Genomic DNA, 25132 nt, shown 5'->3' on the forward strand with positions numbered 1-25132 from the left:
GAGGTAGAGTTTATTAGAAATGGTGATTTTTCCAATGGCTCCACAGACTGGGATTTAGTGAATGTTACAGGTTCTCAACCTCCTACAGTCAGCAACGGGATAGTCTCATTTAATTCTGGCGGTGAATCCGTTTTTGGTGATTACATAGAACAAACGTTCCTGCAGACTATTGTTTCCGGTAGTATTGTAAGTATTTCTCTGCTGCTTACTGAAACTGGAAGTCCCAGTGGCCCGGAACAATATTTTACGGTCGAACTTCGTTCACCAACTGACACGGTAGTTGATACTCGAGATTTTACAGTTACATCTCCCACATCAGTAGCAAAAAGTTATGTCGTTACATTAACAGATGACATTAATATAATTCGCATCATTAATACAGGCGCATCGGATCTCGCCCCAAATAATGACGGACAGGTTGATGACGTTTCCGTTACTGTTGATGCGCCCACCGTAACGTTGTCGGGTATCCCGGCCGCAGTAAACGCCGATCCATTCACCGTGATCGTCACCTTTTCTGAAGATGTGACCGGCTTTGACGATCTGGCCACGGATCTGACCGTCGCCAATGGCGACCTCACCAGTATTTCCGGTGGTCCGGCCGCCTATACGGCGGAAATCACCCCGGACGGTGGCGGCGATGTGTCTCTTACTGTACCCGCAGATGCGGCCTTGGACGGATCTGGCCTAGGCAATACGGCCTCTGCCACCAGTACTGTACCGTTTGATGATGTTGCGCCCACCGTCACGTTATCGGGTGTTCCGGCCAATGTGAACAGCACCAATCCATTCACCGTGACCGTCACCTTCTCAAAAAATGTGACCGGCTTTGACGATCTGGTCACGGATCTGACCGTCACCAATGGCGACCTCACAGGAATTTCCGATGGTCCGGCCGCCTATACGGCGGAAATCACCCCCGATGGCAGCGGCGATCTGACTCTTACCGTGCCCGCAGATGCGGGACAGGACGTGGCTGGCAATGGCAATACGGCCTCTGCCACCAAAACTGTGCTGTTTGATGATGGGTCCGCAACCTCAGTCTCTGTCACCTCTGGAGATGCTCAAGACACAGAGTTCTCAACCGACTTTACAAATCCACTTGTTGTCACCGTCCTTTCCAGTAGCGGTAATCCGGTTGCAGGTGTGATTGTCACCTTCACGGCGCCCTCATCCGGGGCAAGTCTGAGCACTACCCCTCTAATGGCAACCACCAACGCCTCTGGTGTGGCCAGTTTAGACGTCACAGCAAACAGCACAGTCGGCGGTTACACAGTCAATGCCAGTGTTGTCGGTGTTGCAACAACAGCTGATTTCACTCTTACAAATAACGCCGGGGCCGCGGCGGTAATATCTGCCGACTCTGGAGGTGATCAAGCCGCAGATATCTCGTCAGACTTTACAGATCCACTTGTTGTCACCGTCCTAGACAGCAGCGGCAATCCGGTTCATGATGTGAAAGTCACCTTCACATCTCCCTCAAGCGGGGCAAGTCTGAGCATTGTCCTTATTGACGCGGAAACCGATGCTGCCGGTGAGGCCCGTTTCAGCGACGCCACAGCAAACAGCATAGCCGGGACTTATGTGGTGGAAGCCAGTGTTGTCGGTGTTGCAACAACAGCTGATTTCACTCTTACAAATAACGCCGGGGCCGCAGCCTCAATCTCGGTCACCTCTGGGGATGCTCAAAACACAGCGATCTCAACCGCCTTCACAGATCCACTTGTTGTGGAAGTCAAGGACAGCGCCGGTAATCTGGTTCCTGATGTGGTTGTCACCTTCACGGCGCCCTCAAACGGGGCAAGTCTGAGCTCTGACGTTCAAACAGAAACCACCGACGCTGCCGGTCAGATCAGTTTCATCGTCACAGCAAACAGCACAGTCGGCGCTTACACAGTGGAAGCCAGTGTTGTCGGTGGTGCAACAACAGCTGATTTCTCTCTGACAAATACCGTCGGGGCCGCAGCCTCAATCTCTGCCGACTCTGGGTCTCCTCAAGACGCAGTGATCTCAACCGCCTTTGCAAATCCACTTGTTGTCACCGTCCTGGACAGCGGCACAAATCCGGTTCCAAATGTGGTTGTCACCTTCACGGCGCCCTCAAACGGGGCAAGTCTGAGCTCTGACGTTCAAACAGAAACCACCGACGCTGCCGGTCAGATCAGTTTCATCGTCACAGCAAACAGCACAGTCGGCGCTTACACAGTGGAAGCCAGTGTTGTCGGTGGTGCAACAACAGCTGATTTCTCTCTGACAAATACCGTCGGGGCCGCAGCCACAATCTCTGCCGACTCTGGGTCTCCTCAAGACGCAGTGATCTCAACCGCCTTTGCAAATCCACTTGTTGTCACCGTCCTGGACAGCGGCACAAATCCGGTTCCAAATGTGGTTGTCACCTTCACGGCGCCCTCAAACGGGGCAAGTCTGAGCTCTGACGTTCAAACAGAAACCACCGACGCTGCCGGTCAGATCAGTTTCATCGTCACAGCAAACAGCACAGTCGGCGCTTACACAGTGGAAGCCAGTGTTGTCGGTGGTGCAACAACAGCTGATTTCTCTCTGACAAATACCGTCGGGGCCGCAGCCACAATCTCTGCCGACTCTGGGTCTCCTCAAGACGCAGTGATCTCAACCGACTTTGCAAATCCACTTGTTGTCACCGTCCTGGACAGCGGCACAAATCCGGTTCCAAATGTGGTTGTCACCTTCACGGCGCCCTCAAACGGGGCAAGTCTGAGCTCTGACGTTCAAACAGAAACCACCGACGCTGCCGGTCAGATCAGTTTCATCGTCACAGCAAACAGCACAGTCGGCGCTTACACAGTGGAAGCCAGTGTTGTCGGTGGTGCAACAACAGCTGATTTCTCTCTGACAAATACCGTCGGGGCCGCAGCCTCAATCTCTGCCGACTCTGGGTCTCCTCAAGACGCAGTGATCTCAACCGCCTTTGCAAATCCACTTGTTGTCACCGTCCTGGACAGCGGCACAAATCCGGTTCCAAATGTGGTTGTCACCTTCACGGCGCCCTCAAACGGGGCAAGTCTGAGCTCTGACGTTCAAACAGAAACCACCGACGCTGCCGGTCAGATCAGTTTCATCGTCACAGCAAACAGCACAGTCGGCGCTTACACAGTGGAAGCCAGTGTTGTCGGTGGTGCAACAACAGCTGATTTCTCTCTGACAAATACCGTCGGGGCCGCAGCCTCAATCTCTGCCGACTCTGGGTCTCCTCAAGACGCAGTGATCTCAACCGCCTTTGCAAATCCACTTGTTGTCACCGTCCTGGACAGCGGCACAAATCCGGTTCCAAATGTGGTTGTCACCTTCACGGCGCCCTCAAACGGGGCAAGTCTGAGCTCTGACGTTCAAACAGAAACCACCGACGCTGCCGGTCAGATCAGTTTCATCGTCACTGCAAACAGCACAGTCGGCGCTTACACAGTGGAAGCCAGTGTTGTCGGTGGTGCAACAACAGCTGATTTCTCTCTGACAAATACCGTCGGGGCCGCAGCCACAATCTCTGCCGACTCTGGGTCTCCTCAAGACGCAGTGATCTCAACCGCCTTTGCAAATCCACTTGTTGTCACCGTCCTGGACAGCGGCACCAATCCGGTTCCAAATGTGGTTGTCACCTTCACGGCGCCCTCAAACGGGGCAAGTCTGAGCTCTGACGTTCAAACAGAAACCACCGACGCTGCCGGTCAGATCAGTTTCATCGTCACAGCAAACAGCACAGTCGGCGCTTACACAGTGGAAGCCAGTGTTGTCGGTGGTGCAACAACAGCTGATTTCTCTCTGACAAATACCGTCGGGGCCGCAGCCACAATCTCTGCCGACTCTGGGTCTCCTCAAGACGCAGTGATCTCAACCGACTTTGCAAATCCACTTGTTGTCACCGTCCTGGACAGCGGCACAAATCCGGTTCCAAATGTGGTTGTCACCTTCACGGCGCCCTCAAACGGGGCAAGTCTGAGCTCTGACGTTCAAACAGAAACCACCGACGCTGCCGGTCAGATCAGTTTCATCGTCACAGCAAACAGCACAGTCGGCGCTTACACAGTGGAAGCCAGTGTTGTCGGTGGTGCAACAACAGCTGAGTTCTCTCTGACAAATACCGTCGGGGCCGCAGCCTCAATCTCTGCCGACTCTGGGTCTCCTCAAGACGCAGTGATCTCAACCGCCTTTGCAAATCCACTTGTTGTCACCGTCCTGGACAGCGGCACAAATCCGGTTCCAAATGTGGTTGTCACCTTCACGGCGCCCTCAAACGGGGCAAGTCTGAGCTCTGACGTTCAAACAGAAACCACCGACGCTGCCGGTCAGATCAGTTTCATCGTCACAGCAAACAGCACAGTCGGCGCTTACACAGTGGAAGCCAGTGTTGTCGGTGGTGCAACAACAGCTGATTTCTCTCTGACAAATACCGTCGGGGCCGCAGCCTCAATCTCTGCCGACTCTGGGTCTCCTCAAGACGCAGTGATCTCAACCGCCTTTGCAAATCCACTTGTTGTCACCGTCCTGGACAGCGGCACAAATCCGGTTCCAAATGTGGTTGTCACCTTCACGGCGCCCTCAAACGGGGCAAGTCTGAGCTCTGACGTTCAAACAGAAACCACCGACGCTGCCGGTCAGATCAGTTTCATCGTCACAGCAAACAGCACAGTCGGCGCTTACACAGTGGAAGCCAGTGTTGTCGGTGGTGCAACAACAGCTGATTTCTCTCTGACAAATACCGTCGGGGCCGCAGCCACAATCTCTGCCGACTCTGGGTCTCCTCAAGACGCAGTGATCTCAACCGCCTTTGCAAATCCACTTGTTGTCACCGTCCTGGACAGCGGCACAAATCCGGTTCCAAATGTGGTTGTCACCTTCACGGCGCCCTCAAACGGGGCAAGTCTGAGCTCTGACGTTCAAACAGAAACCACCGACGCTGCCGGTCAGATCAGTTTCATCGTCACAGCAAACAGCACAGTCGGCGCTTACACAGTGGAAGCCAGTGTTGTCGGTGGTGCAACAACAGCTGATTTCTCTCTGACAAATACCGTCGGGGCCGCAGCCTCAATCTCTGCCGACTCTGGGTCTCCTCAAGACGCAGTGATCTCAACCGCCTTTGCAAATCCACTTGTTGTCACCGTCCTGGACAGCGGCACCAATCCGGTTCCAAATGTGGTTGTCACCTTCACGGCGCCCTCAAACGGGGCAAGTCTGAGCTCTGACGTTCAAACAGAAACCACCGACGCTGCCGGTCAGATCAGTTTCATCGTCACAGCAAACAGCACAGTCGGCGCTTACACAGTGGAAGCCAGTGTTGTCGGTGGTGCAACAACAGCTGATTTCTCTCTGACAAATACCGTCGGGGCCGCAGCCACAATCTCTGCCGACTCTGGGTCTCCTCAAGACGCAGTGATCTCAACCGCCTTTGCAAATCCACTTGTTGTCACCGTCCTGGACAGCGGCACAAATCCGGTTCCAAATGTGGTTGTCACCTTCACGGCGCCCTCAAACGGGGCAAGTCTGAGCTCTGACGTTCAAACAGAAACCACCGACGCTGCCGGTCAGATCAGTTTCATCGTCACAGCAAACAGCACAGTCGGCGCTTACACAGTGGAAGCCAGTGTTGTCGGTGGTGCAACAACAGCTGATTTCTCTCTGACAAATACCGTCGGGGCCGCAGCCACAATCTCTGCCGACTCTGGGTCTCCTCAAGACGCAGTGATCTCAACCGCCTTTGCAAATCCACTTGTTGTCACCGTCCTGGACAGCGGCACAAATCCGGTTCCAAATGTGGTTGTCACCTTCACGGCGCCCTCAAACGGGGCAAGTCTGAGCTCTGACGTTCAAACAGAAACCACCGACGCTGCCGGTCAGATCAGTTTCATCGTCACAGCAAACAGCACAGTCGGCGCTTACACAGTGGAAGCCAGTGTTGTCGGTGGTGCAACAACAGCTGAGTTCTCTCTGACAAATACCGTCGGGGCCGCAGCCACAATCTCTGCCGACTCTGGGTCTCCTCAAGACGCAGTGATCTCAACCGCCTTTGCAAATCCACTTGTTGTCACCGTCCTGGACAGCGGCACAAATCCGGTTCCAAATGTGGTTGTCACCTTCACGGCGCCCTCAAACGGGGCAAGTCTGAGCTCTGACGTTCAAACAGAAACCACCGACGCTGCCGGTCAGATCAGTTTCATCGTCACAGCAAACAGCACAGTCGGCGCTTACACAGTGGAAGCCAGTGTTGTCGGTGGTGCAACAACAGCTGATTTCTCTCTGACAAATACCGTCGGGGCCGCAGCCACAATCTCTGCCGACTCTGGGTCTCCTCAAGACGCAGTGATCTCAACCGCCTTTGCAAATCCACTTGTTGTCACCGTCCTGGACAGCGGCACCAATCCGGTTCCAAATGTGGTTGTCACCTTCACGGCGCCCTCAAACGGGGCAAGTCTGAGCTCTGACGTTCAAACAGAAACCACCGACGCTGCCGGTCAGATCAGTTTCATCGTCACAGCAAACAGCACAGTCGGCGCTTACACAGTGGAAGCCAGTGTTGTCGGTGGTGCAACAACAGCTGATTTCTCTCTGACAAATACCGTCGGGGCCGCAGCCTCAATCTCTGCCGACTCTGGGTCTCCTCAAGACGCAGTGATCTCAACCGCCTTTGCAAATCCACTTGTTGTCACCGTCCTGGACAGCGGCACAAATCCGGTTCCAAATGTGGTTGTCACCTTCACGGCGCCCTCAAACGGGGCAAGTCTGAGCTCTGACGTTCAAACAGAAACCACCGACGCTGCCGGTCAGATCAGTTTCATCGTCACAGCAAACAGCACAGTCGGCGCTTACACAGTGGAAGCCAGTGTTGTCGGTGGTGCAACAACAGCTGATTTCTCTCTGACAAATACCGTCGGGGCCGCAGCCTCAATCTCTGCCGACTCTGGGTCTCCTCAAGACGCAGTGATCTCAACCGCCTTTGCAAATCCACTTGTTGTCACCGTCCTGGACAGCGGCACAAATCCGGTTCCAAATGTGGTTGTCACCTTCACGGCGCCCTCAAACGGGGCAAGTCTGAGCTCTGACGTTCAAACAGAAACCACCGACGCTGCCGGTCAGATCAGTTTGAGCGTCACAGCAAACAGCACAGTCGGCGCTTACACAGTGGAAGCCAGTGTTGTCGGTGGTGCAACAACAGCTGATTTCTCTCTGACAAATACCGTCGGGGCCGCAGCCTCAATCTCTGCCGACTCTGGGTCTCCTCAAGACGCAGTGATCTCAACCGACTTTGCAAATCCACTTGTTGTCACCGTCCTGGACAGCGGCACAAATCCGGTTCCAAATGTGGTTGTCACCTTCACGGCGCCCTCAAACGGGGCAAGTCTGAGCTCTGACGTTCAAACAGAAACCACCGACGCTGCCGGTCAGATCAGTTTCATCGTCACAGCAAACAGCACAGTCGGCGCTTACACAGTGGAAGCCAGTGTTGTCGGTGGTGCAACAACAGCTGATTTCTCTCTGACAAATACCGTCGGGGCCGCAGCCACAATCTCTGCCGACTCTGGGTCTCCTCAAGACGCAGTGATCTCAACCGCCTTTGCAAATCCACTTGTTGTCACCGTTCTGGACAGCGGCACCAATCCGGTTCCAAATGTGGTTGTCACCTTCACGGCGCCCTCAAACGGGGCAAGTCTGAGCTCTGACGTTCAAACAGAAACCACCGACGCTGCCGGTCAGATCAGTTTCATCGTCACAGCAAACAGCACAGTCGGCGCTTACACAGTGGAAGCCAGTGTTGTCGGTGGTGCAACAACAGCTGATTTCTCTCTGACAAATACCGTCGGGGCCGCAGCCACAATCTCTGCCGACTCTGGGTCTCCTCAAGACGCAGTGATCTCAACCGCCTTTGCAAATCCACTTGTTGTCACCGTCCTGGACAGCGGCACAAATCCGGTTCCAAATGTGGTTGTCACCTTCACGGCGCCCTCAAACGGGGCAAGTCTGAGCTCTGACGTTCAAACAGAAACCACCGACGCTGCCGGTCAGATCAGTTTCATCGTCACAGCAAACAGCACAGTCGGCGCTTACACAGTGGAAGCCAGTGTTGTCGGTGGTGCAACAACAGCTGAGTTCTCTCTGACAAATACCGTCGGGGCCGCAGCCACAATCTCTGCCGACTCTGGGTCTCCTCAAGACGCAGTGATCTCAACCGCCTTTGCAAATCCACTTGTTGTCACCGTCCTGGACAGCGGCACAAATCCGGTTCCAAATGTGGTTGTCACCTTCACGGCGCCCTCAAACGGGGCAAGTCTGAGCTCTGACGTTCAAACAGAAACCACCGACGCTGCCGGTCAGATCAGTTTCATCGTCACAGCAAACAGCACAGTCGGCGCTTACACAGTGGAAGCCAGTGTTGTCGGTGGTGCAACAACAGCTGATTTCTCTCTGACAAATACCGTCGGGGCCGCAGCCACAATCTCTGCCGACTCTGGGTCTCCTCAAGACGCAGTGATCTCAACCGCCTTTGCAAATCCACTTGTTGTCACCGTCCTGGACAGCGGCACAAATCCGGTTCCAAATGTGGTTGTCACCTTCACGGCGCCCTCAAACGGGGCAAGTCTGAGCTCTGACGTTCAAACAGAAACCACCGACGCTGCCGGTCAGATCAGTTTGAGCGTCACAGCAAACAGCACAGTCGGCGCTTACACAGTGGAAGCCAGTGTTGTCGGTGGTGCAACAACAGCTGATTTCTCTCTGACAAATACCGTCGGGGCCGCAGCCACAATCTCTGCCGACTCTGGGTCTCCTCAAGACGCAGTGATCTCAACCGCCTTTGCAAATCCACTTGTTGTCACCGTCCTGGACAGCGGCACAAATCCGGTTCCAAATGTGGTTGTCACCTTCACGGCGCCCTCAAACGGGGCAAGTCTGAGCTCTGACGTTCAAACAGAAACCACCGACGCTGCCGGTCAGATCAGTTTCATCGTCACAGCAAACAGCACAGTCGGCGCTTACACAGTGGAAGCCAGTGTTGTCGGTGGTGCAACAACAGCTGATTTCTCTCTGACAAATACCGTCGGGGCCGCAGCCACAATCTCTGCCGACTCTGGGTCTCCTCAAGACGCAGTGATCTCAACCGCCTTTGCAAATCCACTTGTTGTCACCGTCCTGGACAGCGGCACAAATCCGGTTCCAAATGTGGTTGTCACCTTCACGGCGCCCTCAAACGGGGCAAGTCTGAGCTCTGACGTTCAAACAGAAACCACCGACGCTGCCGGTCAGATCAGTTTGAGCGTCACAGCAAACAGCACAGTCGGCGCTTACACAGTGGAAGCCAGTGTTGTCGGTGGTGCAACAACAGCTGATTTCTCTCTGACAAATACCGTCGGGGCCGCAGCCTCAATCTCTGCCGACTCTGGGTCTCCTCAAGACGCAGTGATCTCAACCGACTTTGCAAATCCACTTGTTGTCACCGTCCTGGACAGCGGCACAAATCCGGTTCCAAATGTGGTTGTCACCTTCACGGCGCCCTCAAACGGGGCAAGTCTGAGCTCTGACGTTCAAACAGAAACCACCGACGCTGCCGGTCAGATCAGTTTCATCGTCACAGCAAACAGCACAGTCGGCGCTTACACAGTGGAAGCCAGTGTTGTCGGTGGTGCAACAACAGCTGATTTCTCTCTGACAAATACCGTCGGGGCCGCAGCCACAATCTCTGCCGACTCTGGGTCTCCTCAAGACGCAGTGATCTCAACCGCCTTTGCAAATCCACTTGTTGTCACCGTTCTGGACAGCGGCACCAATCCGGTTCCAAATGTGGTTGTCACCTTCACGGCGCCCTCAAACGGGGCAAGTCTGAGCTCTGACGTTCAAACAGAAACCACCGACGCTGCCGGTCAGATCAGTTTCATCGTCACAGCAAACAGCACAGTCGGCGCTTACACAGTGGAAGCCAGTGTTGTCGGTGGTGCAACAACAGCTGATTTCTCTCTGACAAATACCGTCGGGGCCGCAGCCTCAATCTCTGCCGACTCTGGGTCTCCTCAAGACGCAGTGATCTCAACCGCCTTTGCAAATCCACTTGTTGTCACCGTCCTGGACAGCGGCACAAATCCGGTTCCAAATGTGGTTGTCACCTTCACGGCGCCCTCAAACGGGGCAAGTCTGAGCTCTGACGTTCAAACAGAAACCACCGACGCTGCCGGTCAGATCAGTTTCATCGTCACAGCAAACAGCACAGTCGGCGCTTACACAGTGGAAGCCAGTGTTGTCGGTGGTGCAACAACAGCTGATTTCTCTCTGACAAATACCGTCGGGGCCGCAGCCTCAATCTCTGCCGACTCTGGGTCTCCTCAAGACGCAGTGATCTCAACCGCCTTTGCAAATCCACTTGTTGTCACCGTCCTGGACAGCGGCACAAATCCGGTTCCAAATGTGGTTGTCACCTTCACGGCGCCCTCAAACGGGGCAAGTCTGAGCTCTGACGTTCAAACAGAAACCACCGACGCTGCCGGTCAGATCAGTTTCATCGTCACAGCAAACAGCACAGTCGGCGCTTACACAGTGGAAGCCAGTGTTGTCGGTGGTGCAACAACAGCTGATTTCTCTCTGACAAATACCGTCGGGGCCGCAGCCTCAATCTCTGCCGACTCTGGGTCTCCTCAAGACGCAGTGATCTCAACCGCCTTTGCAAATCCACTTGTTGTCACCGTCCTGGACAGCGGCACAAATCCGGTTCCAAATGTGGTTGTCACCTTCACGGCGCCCTCAAACGGGGCAAGTCTGAGCTCTGACGTTCAAACAGAAACCACCGACGCTGCCGGTCAGATCAGTTTCATCGTCACAGCAAACAGCACAGTCGGCGCTTACACAGTGGAAGCCAGTGTTGTCGGTGGTGCAACAACAGCTGATTTCTCTCTGACAAATACCGTCGGGGCCGCAGCCTCAATCTCTGCCGACTCTGGGTCTCCTCAAGACGCAGTGATCTCAACCGCCTTTGCAAATCCACTTGTTGTCACCGTCCTGGACAGCGGCACAAATCCGGTTCCAAATGTGGTTGTCACCTTCACGGCGCCCTCAAACGGGGCAAGTCTGAGCTCTGACGTTCAAACAGAAACCACCGACGCTGCCGGTCAGATCAGTTTCATCGTCACAGCAAACAGCACAGTCGGCGCTTACACAGTGGAAGCCAGTGTTGTCGGTGGTGCAACAACAGCTGATTTCTCTCTGACAAATACCGTCGGGGCCGCAGCCACAATCTCTGCCGACTCTGGGTCTCCTCAAGACGCAGTGATCTCAACCGCCTTTGCAAATCCACTTGTTGTCACCGTCCTGGACAGCGGCACCAATCCGGTTCCAAATGTGGTTGTCACCTTCACGGCGCCCTCAAACGGGGCAAGTCTGAGCTCTGACGTTCAAACAGAAACCACCGACGCTGCCGGTCAGATCAGTTTCATCGTCACAGCAAACAGCACAGTCGGCGCTTACACAGTGGAAGCCAGTGTTGTCGGTGGTGCAACAACAGCTGATTTCTCTCTGACAAATACCGTCGGGGCCGCAGCCACAATCACGGCCGACTCTGGGTCTCCTCAAGACGCAGTGATCTCAACCGCCTTTGCAAATCCACTTGTTGTCACCGTCCTGGACAGCGGCACAAATCCGGTTCCAAATGTGGTTGTCACCTTCACGGCGCCCTCAAACGGGGCAAGTCTGAGCTCTGCCACTGACACAGCAATCACCAACGCCTCTGGTGTGGCCAGTTTAGACGTCACAGCAAACAGCACATCTGGCGGGCCTTACACAGTCAATGCCAGTGTTGGCGTTGTTACTGCAACAGCTGATTTCTCTCTTACCAACGGTCGTGATAGTGCAGCAGACATCGCACGCACAAAAGCAGTTATCGCCGAATTTATTAGTACACGTGCAAATCAGATCGTTGCAGAACAACCCAAGCTGGTTCAGAGATTAAAGGCGGGGAAATTCGGTCAACAGAAAGGCCTTAACAGCTTATACTACGACGTTTCTTCCGCCCGTAAGCAAGCTTCATTCCAGTTCAGCTATGCAGCCTTCAGAACCAAAATGAACTCTCTCAATAATGGGCTTGCAACAAAGGCGACAAATAGGATTGTGAATGGTTTCAATCTTGTGGGGCAAGCCAATCCTGATGCGAAGTTGGGCTGGGCTGCTGAAACGGGTCCTAACGATGCTGCATCTGCAATAAACACTCTTGATTCCGGTAGTGATCCCTCAAGTGGCTACTCCTCCTCAGGCTTTGATATCTGGGCGCAAGGATCTTACGTCCGTGTCGAAAACAATAATTTTGAAAGCAATAACGGTTTGTTTTTTGCCGGTGTCGATTACCGTTACGAAGACACATTGCTTTTAGGTTTCATGACACAGTTGGATATTTCTGAGGTCGACAATAGTGCCGCGACAACATCCGCAAGAGGTGTGGGCTGGATGTTCGGTCCATATGCTGTCGTTCAACTACAGCCTAATCTCTACCTGGATGGACAGGTAACATATGGTCGATCCAATAATGATGTAAACGCATTGGGCTTGGGTTTTGACAACTTCGACACAGAACGATTACTGTTGCAGGCAGGTTTAACTGGCGACTTCAATCTTGACGCTCTAACTCTAAATCCCTTCGCACGATTGACATATTATTTTGAAAAACAGGAGGAATATGTCGATAGGCTCGGAAATACAATTCCTGATCAAGCCTTCACACTGGGGAGCTTGGAGTTTGGCCCGCGAGTTACCTATGAATACCTAAGTGAAAACGGGTATCAGCTTACTTCCTTTCTCTCCATTTCCGGCATTTATGACTTCAACCGCTTGACCAGCGGCGTGCCAATTGATGCAACGCTTGCCTCTGCTGATGGAAACTTCAGAGCCCGATTTGAGGGAGGTGTAGCAATTACAATCCCTAATCCAAAGATACGCATCCTCGGCGAAGGGTTCTATGATGGGATTGGAGTGTCGGATTACGAAGCCTATGGCGGTAAACTCAGCCTGAGCATCAAATTTTAGCGAGGAGCCAAAAAACAGACCTTGATGGCTGCAACATTACCCACGTCTGCCAGTACCATGAGCTTGCCCAGGCACTTGGCTTCGACCCGCTCACGCGGGTCATCCCTGACTTTCAGCTGAGGAAAATAATACTTGCGCAGCGTCGGCGCAGTGGCGCCCAAAGCTGAATTGATTTCATTCTGCGTTATTTCATACGCAATTGACTATCTGATAAGTCTAAGTTATTCGTTAGTTGCCCTGTGAGGAGGGCGCCCTCGTTATCCAAAACCCTCATGTATTGGATCGCCAAGCAGCTCAAAATTAAGGTTTGCAAAAAAAAATCTCTCCGTAAATATGCATCCGGTTAAAGTCTTGAGCCCCCCGGACTTTTGACCCACCCCCCCACTCTGACAGATCAGGGGTCAGCTGCGTGTGTGCCGCGCCTTGGCCGCTTTTCGCTTGTGACACCCGATGCACAGGAGCTGGATGTTCGCCGGATCCAGATCAGACCCGCCGTGAATGGTTTGGAAATTTACCATTAAAAGCCTTCGCGCCAACTCCGCCTTTCAGCGTCATAGTTGACTGAGCCTCGTCTTCGGCTCGCTCTGTTATAGTAGCAACTCTGGTTGCCCAGGCTCCGAAGATCCACGATGATCGTCCTGTCGGGATAAATGGTTAACGAAGTTCCACCTCGTCAACTGGCACAATTACCTTTGTGGTTCGACCAAACGCTTCCAGCTCCACTTTTAACGTTTGTCCTCCCGCTCTGAGTTCGCTCACCACACCCTTGAGTGTAGCCCCAACTCCAGCAACCAGCAGGATATCACTGCCCACGCTAAAGACCTGACCGTTCACTGCCTTTTTTCCGAACTGAGCATCACAGGCTGTTTCCAGAATACGAAGCATCTCAGCGAGAGGTACACGGTGGGGAGGCTGCTCAAGGGAACTTGCTAAAATCTTTTCCACACCGTCGCAGGACCGTACCTGATCGCAGCTCACCCGCGCATTAATGTCCAAACCAACGAACAGATAACTGGGAAACATGGGCTGGCTTGCATCTATGGTTTTGTTAATGTGCTTAGGCCTTCGTAGCACCGGTATCTTCGGCAGGTAGGCAATCGCACCCGTGGCAGTGATACTAGCTTGTGCTCGATCCTCACAATTTGGATTGGTTCGCACCACAATCCATTCCAGTGAAGATTTCGTCATCAAAGCTCGTAGCAGCATGTAGTCCTGCTCAAGAGCCTTATTGCCCGCATTGGGTGCTGTCATCTTCATTCAGCCGCCTCCTGAGTTGCCGTTGTCTCACCCGCAAACCGAGCATATACATCCACAAAGCTCGCCAGCGCCGCTCTCACAGCCTCAAGCGTTGATGGGAATTCCTCAGTAAGCAGCTTGGGCATGTACACCCATTCCGGTAGATCCCGATCAGGCCCAAACCATGGCCAGCCACGCTCGCCGTGGAGCTGCTTCCAAGCCTGCCAGATATCGTTACCAACCCTGACTTGCAAAAACTCATCAGCAAGCGGAACCAGCTTTCCTTTCACGGTCAGTCCACCACCTCGGCGGGCGGCATGGTTGTGCATATCCACCACCCGAGGCCACCCATACAATGCCAGCCGCCGGAGCTTTTCAGCCTCGGCTTGTTCTCCCCCACCATTGAGGATCCCCTCGATAGTCGCGGGTGGTTTCGGCATTGAATTGGGAGGCTTCAGCAGGTCAGCGAACCGGTAAACGCCCCAAACCTTGCCGTAAGCCTTCGCAAGCTCAACAGAACCACCGTTGCTCGCGGCGTTTGCTGGAAGCTTCTCCCAGAGCTTTTCCGAGAGGTAATTCGCGAACACCCGGAATTTAGTTCGCCCTTGCCGTTTGCAAACGGCAACGTACGCATTCAACATTTTGCTCGCCTGCTCTCGATCCTCCGATGAAAGAGCAAACCATGCTTTTTCAGCATCCTTATTGCCATCGCTTTCATAGCTCGGCCACCTTTCATGAGCCTTTTTCAGCCTTCGCATCCACGTTTCACGAGTGACAGTGCCGTTATTGTCATTTTTATCACTCTCGCCATCGCGCGCGCATTTTCTCTCTTGGACTGGTATTGGATTGTTAAGTGGACTGTTCTTATCTTGGTCCACCTCGTGCACCACCTTAGGTCCACCACGTGCACCACCTTCACCCACCTCGTGCACCACCTTTTTTAAGGGAGGTGGTCCACCACGTGCACCGCCTTTTTCCTCAAACTCCGCATTTTTAACAATACGCTCGGAAGTACTTGGGGCAACTAAATCATGCTCTGGCCACCGTGCCACATACTCTTGGCGCTTCCATCTTTGCCCTCGAAAACCATGCTGTGAGACCTCAATCCAACCAGCTTCCTTTGCTATGTCGATATGCTTCAAAACTGCGTTCTTGCTAAAGCCGCTGTACTCCACCAAGTCTTCTATGGAAGGGTAGCAACTCTCTCCAACCGCATTCATGAACATGCTCAGAGCTTGCAATACTGCTCTTGTCGGACCCGGAAGATCAGACTTGCAGAAAGCTTGCCGCCAGCTCCAGGCCTTTCGTACTTCGCTCATGCCCAGCCCTCCACTTCCATCTCGGGAAACTTGGGCATGTATTCGTTCCGCTTCAGTTTCTCTCCTAATGGGCCATACTTGCGAACTCCCAGCCAGCCACCACGCTCTGCATGTCTAAGATGCTTGATCACTATCGGCATGCTCAGATTGGTATGGCGCGCTAGATCCCGAACCGAAGGCGAGCAAACCTCGCCAACGTCCTCTGCAAACAGGCTGACCGCGTGCAACACCAGATTAGTGCTGGAAGGCAGATGACTACGCGAAAACTCACGTCGCCATTCTGTGAGATTTTGGAAATCACGCATTACAAACCTCCAGTGTTTCAGGGAGAGAAAACAAGGGGCCAGGTTGCTCCGCAACAACTTGAGGAGCGCTGGCCAACTTAAGGTCACTTAGTTTGGAAAAACGTTTTTTGGAGTAAGGAGGGATCCAGACAAGCTTCGTGGAACTTGTCGCCTGTTCGGTACGCCAGATAATCCAGCAATAAGCCGTCGCCGTTCCACCCTTTGGGTCATAGTGCCCTTTGTGGATGGCTACTCTTTCAGCAAAAACGGCCACAGTATCTGGCGGTTGTTCCATAAACAGCGTTGCAACACGGTCAATGGTTTCCAGCCACCGCAGAGGCATCAACATAGCAACGCCGCGCTTGGGTTTATGGGCTAGAGCACGTTCAACAAACTGCTGAGCCAACAAACCAAAAGGCGGGTTGGTTATGATCCAATCAAAGGCCTCAAGCGGGAACTGCCATTCAGGGAGGATAGTCAGGAAGTCCCAAGCCTCCCCGTGAGCATCCCCAAAACCACGATTGAAGAGATCAGAGGCACTAACATGGTCGAAATAGTCTCTAAGCGGAATAGCCATGTGCCCGCCGCCGCAGGCAGGTTCCCACGCATTGAGAGGCTCGCAACCGTCCTCTCCGACACTTTTCAATCCAAGTATCAACTCACAAAGAACCCGCGTTGCCCATGGCGGAGTGGGGAAGTAATCGTCCGTGCCGCTTGGTTTGGTTCGGGAGGCCATGACTGAGCGGGCGTTTTTAGGAGAGGTCATGCAACATCCCCCCCAACCAATTCCACAGATCGACGCTCAGGCGATTGCGTGCTGAAATCGTGCTCGAAAAGAGATGCAGAGAGCCTTGCTGGATGCGCCAACAAAGCAAGGCCCTCTGCGCACACTGGCAACCCGAGGAAAGGAACAGCCAGCATGAGTGATGCGGAAGTTGAACAAGTCAAAAGCGAAACAACAACTCTTAATGGCAAAAAAGAACAATTTGAGAAACAGCTAGAGAGTTTTTCAAAAACTGCACAGCGATTTGAGAAACAGCTAAAGAGTTTGTCTAAAGCTGAAGAGCTAACTAAGAAACGGCTAAAGAAATCTATTGATGTCGAGGAGCGTGTCAAGAAACTGCGAAAGAGTTCTTCTAAAGCTGAAGCGCTAGCTAAGAAACGGCTAAAGAGCTTTATTGAAGTCGGCGAGCAATTTAAGAAGCTACGTGAAAGCTTTGAGCAAGCTACGGAACGGCTAGAGAGTTCTTCTAAAGCTGACGAGAAGGTCATTTCAAGCACCATTTAATGAGCTCTAAGGTAAAAAAGCAGCACTGCGCACGCCATTGCACAGTGCTGCTAGTAGCCGCCAACTACAGTTGACGGCAGGGAGGCTCCCGTCTTCCAACTACAATGGCACCCATCATCTGCTCCAATACGAACAGCTCGTATGAACGACGAAATAGGCCAGAGGCTTCATCAAATCCCGACGTCTCAATACGAGAGATATGCCCCTGAGAGCACCCTATTGCTCTAGACATCTCAAGTTGAGTTAGACCTGCTTCCTCGCGAATTTTCTTAGAATTTAGCATCGTTATAAAATCCCGTGGGTATATTGTTTACTCTTAACGTGTATTTTCAATGCCTGACGTATAGCAAAAAGTCAACACCCAAAGCATAGAACTGGTTGGCATTGTGTAGCCATGAAACAGAACGAACGCCTAAGACAAGCCCGCTTCAATGCAGGATTCAAAACAGCTACAGCTGCCGCCAAGTCTCTTGGCGTCAACAACAGCACCTATGCGAGCCATGAAAATGGATCTCGTGCCTTCCATCATAAGGAAGCTGCGCACTATGCCCGAAGATTCAGGGCAACTCCGCAATTCTTATTGTACGGTGAAGGTACAGATAGCGCAGATCAAGGCAGCCGAGCGGGAGAAGACGCTCATAGCTTACTCGGAAAAATGGCAAACAAGTCCAACCGGCCAGAAGCAGATAAGCTTGACTTGGAACTATTCATAAAGTCTGTTGAAGAGGGGATAAGGCTTGAAGAGCAAATTCTTGACGGTAAGGGTAGTATAAGAGATTTGTCAATTATAGTTGAAAATATCTACAACGCAGCAAAGAACAAAAAGAAGAACAAGTGAAAATTTTTAACTGACAACTACTGCTTTATAGTTCTGCTATGCGCTCATACCATTAGTACCCGAAGAGAGGCTAACATGGATATCAAAAGCGCACTATCACTTGTACCACACTTCCAACGCCTCACTCCTCAGAAAGAGCTTAATGACATTCTCAGTACAGCCGAAGAGCTAGATATTCTAACCAGCCTAAAGATGATTAGTCTTAACCTTTTCGATTGTACGGACATTGGATCCCTTAGCGAAACGCAACAACAGACACTGATCAACGAGTTCCGCCCGGTAATTATCTTGGCTTACAAACAGCAGATACTGGAGCAGGAAGTTGCGTGAATACACAGAGAGACGACCAGCAACACCGTTCAATCTTGAGCAGCTTAGCACAACAGGTGCACATGTTTTGCACATATGGGAAAAGTCAAATGGACATTTATCACATTGCTTCATCGAGTTTGCACGCAAACTACTATTAATGGCCCCTCCCGCTGGCCCATCAGACAGCCCTGAAATCCTCATGATGGGCCACGACAGCTTTGCAAGACATGGCTTTGGTGAAGATTGGGCACTACAACCTACTAAAGCGCGGAGTGCGATGCCGCACACCTACAGGCAACTAGTAGCAAGTAGCTATTGGAAAGCCTTTCAATCCAATAAACCGGTTTTTGATCTTATTGGCGCGAACCTCAGATACCAGAATGACTACTGGGAATATTGCAGGCTAATCCTACCCGTTCAATCACAGGCTGGAATAAGCCAGTTAGTCGTATTTACGAAGGAAATTCTTAACTAGCATCGCTCCGCTATATCAGCTATCAGCTGACTTAACGCATATGAGGGATTTGCACAAAAGGCTAAGCCCTCAGGGAAATCCCTTGGAGGGGATTGGAAGCGAATGCCGTCACACTGACCTATTAGCCAGCCCCAGCGTGCAGCATTTCCATTTAAGAAGTCATCCGGCCGCATCCAGCAGTAAAGCCAATCAAGACGCCAAAGATCAAACGCCAAAATCTGAGCCAATACCATCAACTTACGTGCATTACCGACTTTGCGCATATCCTGCCTTATCCATAGATCGCCAAGATACCCGACCCGCCCTGTAATTCGTTTCGTAATCTCAGGCTGCGAAGTCGTCGCCCGTACGGGCAAACCTTCTACATCCACATACCGCAAACACCAATAAGTAGCCAAGAATTCGCTAAGATAAAGGCCTTGTAGCGGCTCCAACCGCACTCCAACAAAGCCACAAAGGTGTTGATCCCTTTTTTCCTCAACCCATCCCAAGCTACACATCCACTCCCCTGCCCATTTAATTCGTGCGCAAAGTGTGCTGTTAGCCCACCTTTACTCTCTGGCAAAAGCTTAAGTGCTGCAGAAAACGTCTCTCCTTGAACCACCTCAACTCTCGCATCCTGAAACTCGGCAATTAACCTAGTAGCGGCTTGATAAAGCTCTATTTTAGTGACTATTTTTGGTATCTCATAAAACCTAATAAAAAAGCGATAACCGGATATCCACACAAAACTTAACGAAATTGAACACCAAATCAAAGAAGAAGCACTATATCATTGCCGGTAAAACTGACAGTTTATCTACAATACGCACTACTTTTATGCAGTACGTGTTGACTTTGGAATATACTCAGGGCATATTTTCGATACATATTAATTGTGAGTTGAATACAATGAATGACATTGATGCAATTAACGTCCTTCGTGTTTATCGAAATGAGAAAACCATTTTCCCCGCAGGCACAATCATCCGCTTTCGGGGGGAAACCCCTGAGGACCTTGGACACAACATTGGCATCGTTGACCGTGAAACAGCTTTAGCGGCTGCACTTGTTGATTACATAGACAAGGCTGGGTTTCCCCAGCAAGCAGTCGTCGCAATTTCAAATTTAGAAAAGGCAGAGGTTGAGTGAGATGACTTCTCAGAAAGATGACAAGCTGGCGCAGGCGACACGAAAAGACCTTCAACCCGGAATTGATAGCCTTGCGGATCAAATCCAGCACGCCCCAGTATCCGACAAAGACAAAGCCATATTAGCTGTCAGTGCGGGCATCGCCATAGTCAAGAACGTGACTGAAAAGGTCATGGTGAACACTTTCAAGAGTTCCGCCAACGAGGAAGAAGAAGAGACCTTTTCCTAACCTCATCTTTTTCAATCTTTACCTCGCATTTCGGAGACAAATAATGCCTAGCGCTCAAGTCATCCAGTTTCCCTCATTTCAAAAACCACCTTCCCTCCAAGTTGTAAAAAGCGCAGCTGAAATCGGTGTAGAGGCTCTCGTTATCACCTCTCAAACGCAAACAGACGTCTGCTTTGCCCGCGATGACTTGCGTGAAATGATCAAGATCTTCCCGGACAACCATGCTGCCATAGCAAACCGCATCTACGCCCTGCGCGAAACTTTCGATGATGCCCAAACAGCATTCACAAAGCTGCTTCAACAAATGGGCCGCACCTGAACCACACTGCGTATGCGTTTACGTTCTTACCAACACCTAGCCAAGGAACCCTATCATGGCAGATGCAAGCGGCGTTGCAGTCGATCAACTCAAAGCCTTTATAGAGCGCATTGAGCACTTGGAAGAAGAGAAGAAGATCCTCACAGACGACATCAAAGTAGTTTACGCGGAAGCCAAAGGCAACGGCTTTGACGTGAAAGCCATGCGCAAAATTGTTTCCCTACGCAAACTCAAACCACATGACAGAGAAGAAGCAGAAGCCATCCTAGATCTCTACCTCCACGCCCTCGGCATGGCCGGACCCAGCAGCTAAGCCTCCTCCTCCCTCAGTAACCATGCAAGAGGAACAGACCCATGATTAGCATTGATAATGATGTATTTAGTGATCGCTGCAACGTGCCTCTGTTCCTCCTGAACGAAGCCGGGAAACTCGCCGTATTGGCATTCTTCGCCGCCGTACTGATGTATCTAGTACCTGCCTTTGAACAAACGATGATCGATACAAAACAGAGCATCCCCTCTGATTTCATCAGCACCAAGCTCTCATCTTTTGACGCCCATAGCGACCGCTGAAAGGTTCACGCACTCATGAAACGCAAAGCCCAGTTCCAAACCGAGCACGAAATGTGTTCGCGGTTCCTTGAGAACCTACCGGAAGGCTGGACCGCTTACCCTGAGTGGCAGAACTGGGATATCGTTCTGGTTCGTGACAGCGACGGGTTTCAGATCGGCATCGAAGCAAAGTTGCGCTTGAATGCAAAGGTCGTGACACAAGCTGCAGAGCGTTCATATCAGGTTGACAAACCGGGACCAGATTGCCGCGCCGTCTTGATCCCAGAAGGCTATACAAATGACTTTGCCGTTGTATGCAGCCTACTAAACCTTCAAATCATCACCATGCGCGACAAGCTGGAAAACCCGCGTTACGACCGCGATTGGTTTTTGCCCGAACTGCCAGATCCAGACCGATTCAGCTACAACTATTTCCCTGAATTTTATCCGGTTTCCAGACTGCCCTTACCTGAAGTGGTGCCGACTGTAGAGGCTGGAAAGCCCTGCCCTGTTCGCCTCACAGATTGGAAGCTCAAAGCTATGAAGCTCTCCATTCTGCTTGAAAAATACGGCTTCGTAACGCGCAGGACCTTTAAGGCCCTCAGTCTCAGCCCAACCCTGTTTCTCTACGAAAACAACCACTGGATGAAACGAGGCAGCACCAGAGGCCAATGGCAGAAAGCTTGCGACTTTCCCGATCTACGCATGGGCTTTGAAGTGAATTATCAGGAGCTGGAGCAGCTCTTTCCCGATTGGTCCAAACAGGTGAGCCACTGAGATGCAGACAGAACTCTTTTCATTCTCCACCGGACACCCTCCTCAGGAACTCATCATTGACGCCTTTGCAGGTGGTGGAGGGGCTTCTACAGGAATTGAAATGGCCCTCGGCAGATCCCCCGATATTGCAATCAACCATTGTGTAAAGGCCCTCGCAATGCACGCACAAAACCACCCGGATACCATCCATTTACCAGAGAGCGTGTGGGAAGTTGATCTAATGGCCTACACTAACGGACGCCCTGTAGGTCTGCTGTGGGCTTCTCCAGACTGCCGGCACTTTTCTCGCGCTAGAGGGAGCAAACCTACTTCAAAATCAGTGCGTATGCTCGCTTGGTCTGTAGTCAATTTCAGCCAGAAGTTAGGCCCTAAACGCCCACGTATCATCATTCTGGAGAACGTCCCTGAATTTCAAGGATGGGAAGATTTTGATGCATGGCAAGCTGCCCTCAATAAATTGGGCTACAAACTCGAATTTCGTATTTTGAGAGCCTGCGACTATGGCGCCCCAACCATCCGCAAACGGCTGTTTATGATAGCTCGCCGCGATCGCAAGATTATCCGCTGGCCTGCGCCTACCCACGGAGACCCCGGCAGTGAAGAAGTCAAAACAGGCAAACTATTGCCGTGGAAGACCGCTGCAGACTGCATTGATTGGTCTATTCCCTGCCCATCCATTTTTGACCGTAAGAAGCCGTTAGCAGAAAACACCCTGAAACGGATTGCCGCCGGGATCAAAAAGTTCGTGATCAAGGCGCCTAAGCCTTTCATTCTCAACATGAGCCACCGAGGGAGCCTGGAACCCTTAGCTAAGCCGTTCAGAACAATAAAGACTGAGAAAGGTGGATGCAGAGCGCTTGTGATCCCCTACATAGACCGACAGTTCACAAATTCAAAAGGTGCATCAGTTGAGAAGCCTCTCGGAACAGTCATGACCCAAGGAGGCGGCAAGTCTGCACTAGTTGCAACGTTCCTAGCTCAGCATAACTTCCATGCCGCTGGCCAAGCAGCAGACGTGCCCCTGTCAACAAAAGCCTCCAGAGCTACTCAGAAAAATCTAGTCACTTGCCATATAGTAAATCTTTTGGAAAATAGCATTGATGAACCACCCATCAACGTCCCATTACAGGCACTCGGCAGTAGTCGTTTTTGCGAAGTCCGAACTTTCCTTACTTCTTACTATGGATCCAGCATCGGTCAGGCGGCAAACTACCCAATCGGGACAGTTACTACCAAAGATCGACACGGAGTTGTTACTGTTGAGGTTGGTGGTGAGCCTTACATCATAACAGACATTGGCATGCGCATGCTCACTCCGGCAGAACTTTATAGAGCGCAAGGTTTTCCAGAGGATTACCGCATCAGTTTCGGCTACAACGGCAAGCCTTTTCCGAAGACAGAGCAGACCGCAAAATGCGGCAACAGCGTTTGCCCGCCAGTCGCCAAGGCAATTGTTGAAGCCAACCTCCCCGAGTGCATTTCCTATGAGGTCGCTGCATGACCATATTTCCAACTGATCAGACCATTTTAGTACGTACCCGACAGGGTATGAGCTTCAACCGGATCGCCCAGATTTACGGGGTCTCGAAGTGTCATGTCGCTGCAATCTATTCCGCTGCCAAGGGCCTCCCCGCAGCTTTCCCCGCTCCCAAACGGGAGGAAAGGCAGAGAGCAAAGTGCCCCATATTCTTTGAAATGCCGCTGGAAGCACAAGACATTGTGCTTGAGGTCAAGATGAACAACGGAACATCGCTTGATGCGATCTTTCGGGCAAATAACAACAGCCCAACAGCAACGTCATCTCGTAGGCAGCTCTTTTATAATCTGGCAGACAAGCTTGGCTGGTCCGTACCCACGATAGCAACAAACACACAATACTCAGAACAATGTGTGAGAACAGCAATCAAAGAACACTGCAAGGCAAATAATCTCCCTCAGCCAGCATCATATCGAACCAGAACACGAGAGGTAAACCATGCCCTATAATCCGGTGTTCTTGCCGCTGATTTGCTGCGTCAACCTAATGAGGATGTGGCAGATCTGCTTCCTCGGGAGGCAACCAGTTCGCTATGGCAGCTCCTTGCAACAGGAGGACAAACAATGCCTTACATGAAAAACCGCAATACAGAGCTGTTGAAGGAGCATTTTTCCAATCTAGGCATAACACTTACGACTAGATGTGTTTACGCAATTCATATGGCGGGATTCGGTGTTGGTACTCGACTTTCCGACATTGCGAACTGGGTGATGTCGGACGACGGTGCCCGCCGGACCCCAAATCTAGGTCGAGTGTCGCTTTTGCAACTGGAAAGAGAATTTATTAAATCGCTCCCTCAGTCCAGCAGCGTAAAACAACGAAATAGATTATCTGCAAAGTCAGCTCAATGTTGTGACTGTGCCTTTTTTGACGTTTCCTCGACATCAATGGCGGGAGGAATTTGTAGGCAACATGCACCCAGGCCGATATTGGGTGTGCAAGGTATCCAACACCACACAGGAGATTATTGCTGTCCGACTTGGCCGCAGGTAATGCCATTCGAGTTTTGCGGTGATTTCGAGATGTCGCTTGGCGTGAACTTACTTCCTGAGACATAAGAGGGGCCATGATGAGACTGGAAACAGAAGTCAATCCTATTCACATCGGCATTATGTTGACAAGGAACCCAGAAGCCCTAGCAGAAGCCCTAACAGCCATTGCAGTTAACGCCAGCAGCGACCTAGCGAAAAAGGTAAAAGAGCACGTACCGGACGCCCTGCGTGACCGCACAGCAGATATGCTTGAAAAGCTCATGGTCGAAATATCCCCCTAAACCCGGAGAGGGAAAAATCATGCAGGAAACACTATTTGACTTCCCTCCTAAGTCGAGAAAATCGCAAGTTTTTAAGGCTCATGTAATTGACGCTGGGAATGCACCAGATGGGTCGCCGATTGCTCACTTTGAGTGCAGCAGATGCGATTGGGACTTTGGTTGGGTCGATTGTCCGAACGTCACTTTCGGCAAGCGCGGTATCCCTTGCCCGATATGCAATCAGCAGCAATGACCTGCAGTTTTATCGAGGTCAATTTATTTTTGTATACTCACCTTAGGAGCAAGTATAATGGAAGAGGTAGCCCGCAAATCCAATACCGTAGCACCAAGGGGCCTTAGTAAACCTCAGGCGGCCAGTTACATTGGTGTCAGTGTTGGGCTGTTTGACTTGCTGGTTAGCGAGCATAAAATGCCAAAGGCAAAACAAATTGCTTCTCGCAAAGTGTGGGACGTATTTGAAATAGATCAGGCATTTGAGATCCTCCCGCATGATGGAGCGGAAATCTCTCACGATCAAGAACCTCTTTCTGACTTCGTTTAAC

At 51.7% G+C, this 25132-nt stretch carries 22 protein-coding genes; 17 read left to right on the forward strand and 5 right to left on the reverse strand.

All coding sequences use genetic code 11. The features are described 5' to 3' along the window. Positions 1 to 57 precede the first annotated feature (57 nt). Both BLS62_RS13565 and BLS62_RS31065 read left to right on the forward strand, forming a co-directional pair. A complete protein-coding gene (locus BLS62_RS13565; protein ID WP_159436541.1) occupies positions 58 to 13020 on the forward strand; it encodes a hypothetical protein in 12963 nt (4320 codons plus the stop codon). A gap of 368 nt (positions 13021 to 13388) precedes the next feature. After that, complete coding sequence (locus BLS62_RS31065; protein ID WP_159436467.1) at positions 13389 to 13541, forward strand: hypothetical protein; 153 nt, start codon at positions 13389 to 13391, stop codon at positions 13539 to 13541. 133 nt (positions 13542 to 13674) lie between these two features. Here BLS62_RS31065 and BLS62_RS13570 read toward each other — a convergent pair whose 3' ends face one another. Genes BLS62_RS13570 through BLS62_RS13585 form a run of 4 tightly spaced genes read right to left on the reverse strand, consistent with a single transcriptional unit; the run spans position 13675 to position 16625 of the window. Beyond that, complete coding sequence (locus BLS62_RS13570) at positions 13675 to 14277, reverse strand: transcription termination/antitermination NusG family protein (RefSeq protein ID WP_093181638.1); 603 nt, start codon at positions 14275 to 14277, stop codon at positions 13675 to 13677. After that, complete coding sequence (locus BLS62_RS13575) at positions 14274 to 15575, reverse strand: helix-turn-helix domain-containing protein (RefSeq protein ID WP_093181641.1); 1302 nt, start codon at positions 15573 to 15575, stop codon at positions 14274 to 14276. The genes BLS62_RS13570 and BLS62_RS13575 overlap by 4 nt, the downstream gene beginning before the upstream one ends. After that, entirely contained in the window at positions 15572 to 15880 is a 309-nt protein-coding gene (locus tag BLS62_RS13580; protein ID WP_093181595.1) for a helix-turn-helix domain-containing protein, read from the reverse strand. The genes BLS62_RS13575 and BLS62_RS13580 overlap by 4 nt, the downstream gene beginning before the upstream one ends. Then, entirely contained in the window at positions 15873 to 16625 is a 753-nt protein-coding gene (locus BLS62_RS13585; RefSeq protein WP_093181644.1) for a DNA methyltransferase family protein, read from the reverse strand. Before BLS62_RS13585 ends, BLS62_RS13580 begins: the two co-directional genes overlap by 8 nt. Before the next feature lie 153 nt (positions 16626 to 16778). Here BLS62_RS13585 and BLS62_RS13590 point away from each other — a divergent pair, with 153 nt between their 5' ends. The 4 genes from BLS62_RS13590 to BLS62_RS30800 all read left to right on the forward strand — a co-directional run bounded on the left by BLS62_RS13590 (position 16779) and on the right by BLS62_RS30800 (position 18772). Further along, positions 16779 to 17147: a hypothetical protein gene (locus tag BLS62_RS13590; RefSeq protein ID WP_093181646.1), complete on the forward strand. Its 369-nt coding sequence runs from the start codon at positions 16779 to 16781 to the stop codon at positions 17145 to 17147. A gap of 394 nt (positions 17148 to 17541) precedes the next feature. Then, positions 17542 to 17985, forward strand: coding sequence for a hypothetical protein (locus BLS62_RS13600; protein WP_093181652.1), 444 nt, complete (start codon positions 17542 to 17544; stop codon positions 17983 to 17985). Positions 17986 to 18060: 75 nt separating this feature from the next. Further along, positions 18061 to 18315 carry a hypothetical protein gene (locus BLS62_RS13605; RefSeq protein WP_093181655.1) on the forward strand — a complete coding sequence of 85 codons (255 nt, stop codon included), beginning with the start codon at positions 18061 to 18063 and terminating at the stop codon, positions 18313 to 18315. Next, positions 18308 to 18772, forward strand: coding sequence for a hypothetical protein (locus BLS62_RS30800; protein ID WP_143521558.1), 465 nt, complete (start codon positions 18308 to 18310; stop codon positions 18770 to 18772). The genes BLS62_RS13605 and BLS62_RS30800 overlap by 8 nt, the downstream gene beginning before the upstream one ends. Here the strand turns inward: BLS62_RS30800 and BLS62_RS13615 are convergent. Continuing rightward, complete coding sequence (locus BLS62_RS13615; protein WP_208990849.1) at positions 18769 to 19272, reverse strand: hypothetical protein; 504 nt, start codon at positions 19270 to 19272, stop codon at positions 18769 to 18771. The two genes, BLS62_RS30800 and BLS62_RS13615, sit on opposite strands and share 4 nt — an antisense overlap. Before the next feature lie 391 nt (positions 19273 to 19663). Here BLS62_RS13615 and BLS62_RS13620 point away from each other — a divergent pair, with 391 nt between their 5' ends. From BLS62_RS13620 to BLS62_RS13665, 11 genes are all read left to right on the forward strand, one after another. Further along, on the forward strand, positions 19664 to 19903 hold the full coding sequence (locus BLS62_RS13620; protein ID WP_093181660.1) for a hypothetical protein: 240 nt from the start codon (positions 19664 to 19666) through the stop codon (positions 19901 to 19903). A 1-nt stretch (position 19904) separates the two neighbouring features. Further along, positions 19905 to 20132: a hypothetical protein gene (locus BLS62_RS13625; protein WP_093181663.1), complete on the forward strand. Its 228-nt coding sequence runs from the start codon at positions 19905 to 19907 to the stop codon at positions 20130 to 20132. Between the two features lie 43 nt (positions 20133 to 20175). Continuing rightward, positions 20176 to 20451, forward strand: coding sequence for a hypothetical protein (locus tag BLS62_RS13630; RefSeq protein WP_093181666.1), 276 nt, complete (start codon positions 20176 to 20178; stop codon positions 20449 to 20451). Positions 20452 to 20506: 55 nt separating this feature from the next. Next, entirely contained in the window at positions 20507 to 20764 is a 258-nt protein-coding gene (locus BLS62_RS13635; RefSeq protein WP_093181668.1) for a DUF2312 domain-containing protein, read from the forward strand. A 41-nt stretch (positions 20765 to 20805) separates the two neighbouring features. Continuing rightward, entirely contained in the window at positions 20806 to 21024 is a 219-nt protein-coding gene (locus tag BLS62_RS13640) for a hypothetical protein (RefSeq protein WP_093181671.1), read from the forward strand. Positions 21025 to 21039: 15 nt separating this feature from the next. After that, positions 21040 to 21780: a hypothetical protein gene (locus tag BLS62_RS13645; RefSeq protein ID WP_093181673.1), complete on the forward strand. Its 741-nt coding sequence runs from the start codon at positions 21040 to 21042 to the stop codon at positions 21778 to 21780. 1 nt (position 21781) lies between these two features. Beyond that, positions 21782 to 23281, forward strand: a complete 1500-nt coding sequence (locus tag BLS62_RS13650) for a DNA cytosine methyltransferase (RefSeq protein ID WP_093177048.1) — start codon at positions 21782 to 21784, stop codon at positions 23279 to 23281. Next, positions 23278 to 23766 (forward strand): hypothetical protein, encoded by a 489-nt coding sequence (locus BLS62_RS13655; RefSeq protein ID WP_093177051.1) that lies wholly within the window; start codon positions 23278 to 23280, stop codon positions 23764 to 23766. Before BLS62_RS13650 ends, BLS62_RS13655 begins: the two co-directional genes overlap by 4 nt. A gap of 114 nt (positions 23767 to 23880) precedes the next feature. Next, on the forward strand, positions 23881 to 24375 hold the full coding sequence (locus BLS62_RS30805) for a hypothetical protein (RefSeq protein ID WP_143521492.1): 495 nt from the start codon (positions 23881 to 23883) through the stop codon (positions 24373 to 24375). A gap of 8 nt (positions 24376 to 24383) precedes the next feature. Beyond that, positions 24384 to 24590: a hypothetical protein gene (locus BLS62_RS13660; protein ID WP_143521493.1), complete on the forward strand. Its 207-nt coding sequence runs from the start codon at positions 24384 to 24386 to the stop codon at positions 24588 to 24590. A gap of 289 nt (positions 24591 to 24879) precedes the next feature. Continuing rightward, positions 24880 to 25131, forward strand: coding sequence for a helix-turn-helix transcriptional regulator (locus BLS62_RS13665; RefSeq protein ID WP_093177056.1), 252 nt, complete (start codon positions 24880 to 24882; stop codon positions 25129 to 25131). Position 25132: the final 1 nt, after the last annotated feature.

It is taken from the genome of Pseudovibrio sp. Tun.PSC04-5.I4 (genome assembly GCF_900104145.1).
In the GTDB taxonomy this organism is placed as follows: Bacteria; Pseudomonadota; Alphaproteobacteria; order Rhizobiales; family Stappiaceae; genus Pseudovibrio.

What these genes read in the sequence shown, in the direction of transcription:
- BLS62_RS13570 (WP_093181638.1), bottom strand. Translation starts at nt 14,277, where the DNA reads ATGAAGATGACAGCACCCAATGCGGGCAATAAGGCTCTTGAGCAGGAC.
- BLS62_RS13575 (WP_093181641.1), bottom strand. Translation starts at nt 15,575, where the DNA reads ATGAGCGAAGTACGAAAGGCCTGGAGCTGGCGGCAAGCTTTCTGCAAG.
- BLS62_RS13580 (WP_093181595.1), bottom strand. Translation starts at nt 15,880, where the DNA reads ATGCGTGATTTCCAAAATCTCACAGAATGGCGACGTGAGTTTTCGCGT.
- BLS62_RS13585 (WP_093181644.1), bottom strand. Translation starts at nt 16,625, where the DNA reads ATGACCTCTCCTAAAAACGCCCGCTCAGTCATGGCCTCCCGAACCAAA.
- BLS62_RS13590 (WP_093181646.1), top strand. Translation starts at nt 16,779, where the DNA reads ATGAGTGATGCGGAAGTTGAACAAGTCAAAAGCGAAACAACAACTCTT.
- BLS62_RS13600 (WP_093181652.1), top strand. Translation starts at nt 17,542, where the DNA reads ATGAAACAGAACGAACGCCTAAGACAAGCCCGCTTCAATGCAGGATTC.
- BLS62_RS13605 (WP_093181655.1), top strand. Translation starts at nt 18,061, where the DNA reads ATGGATATCAAAAGCGCACTATCACTTGTACCACACTTCCAACGCCTC.
- BLS62_RS13615 (WP_208990849.1), bottom strand. Translation starts at nt 19,272, where the DNA reads ATGTGTAGCTTGGGATGGGTTGAGGAAAAAAGGGATCAACACCTTTGT.
- BLS62_RS13620 (WP_093181660.1), top strand. Translation starts at nt 19,664, where the DNA reads ATGAATGACATTGATGCAATTAACGTCCTTCGTGTTTATCGAAATGAG.
- BLS62_RS13625 (WP_093181663.1), top strand. Translation starts at nt 19,905, where the DNA reads ATGACTTCTCAGAAAGATGACAAGCTGGCGCAGGCGACACGAAAAGAC.
- BLS62_RS13630 (WP_093181666.1), top strand. Translation starts at nt 20,176, where the DNA reads ATGCCTAGCGCTCAAGTCATCCAGTTTCCCTCATTTCAAAAACCACCT.
- BLS62_RS13635 (WP_093181668.1), top strand. Translation starts at nt 20,507, where the DNA reads ATGGCAGATGCAAGCGGCGTTGCAGTCGATCAACTCAAAGCCTTTATA.
- BLS62_RS13640 (WP_093181671.1), top strand. Translation starts at nt 20,806, where the DNA reads ATGATTAGCATTGATAATGATGTATTTAGTGATCGCTGCAACGTGCCT.
- BLS62_RS13645 (WP_093181673.1), top strand. Translation starts at nt 21,040, where the DNA reads ATGAAACGCAAAGCCCAGTTCCAAACCGAGCACGAAATGTGTTCGCGG.
- BLS62_RS13650 (WP_093177048.1), top strand. Translation starts at nt 21,782, where the DNA reads ATGCAGACAGAACTCTTTTCATTCTCCACCGGACACCCTCCTCAGGAA.
- BLS62_RS13655 (WP_093177051.1), top strand. Translation starts at nt 23,278, where the DNA reads ATGACCATATTTCCAACTGATCAGACCATTTTAGTACGTACCCGACAG.
- BLS62_RS30805 (WP_143521492.1), top strand. Translation starts at nt 23,881, where the DNA reads ATGCCTTACATGAAAAACCGCAATACAGAGCTGTTGAAGGAGCATTTT.
- BLS62_RS13660 (WP_143521493.1), top strand. Translation starts at nt 24,384, where the DNA reads ATGATGAGACTGGAAACAGAAGTCAATCCTATTCACATCGGCATTATG.
- BLS62_RS13665 (WP_093177056.1), top strand. Translation starts at nt 24,880, where the DNA reads ATGGAAGAGGTAGCCCGCAAATCCAATACCGTAGCACCAAGGGGCCTT.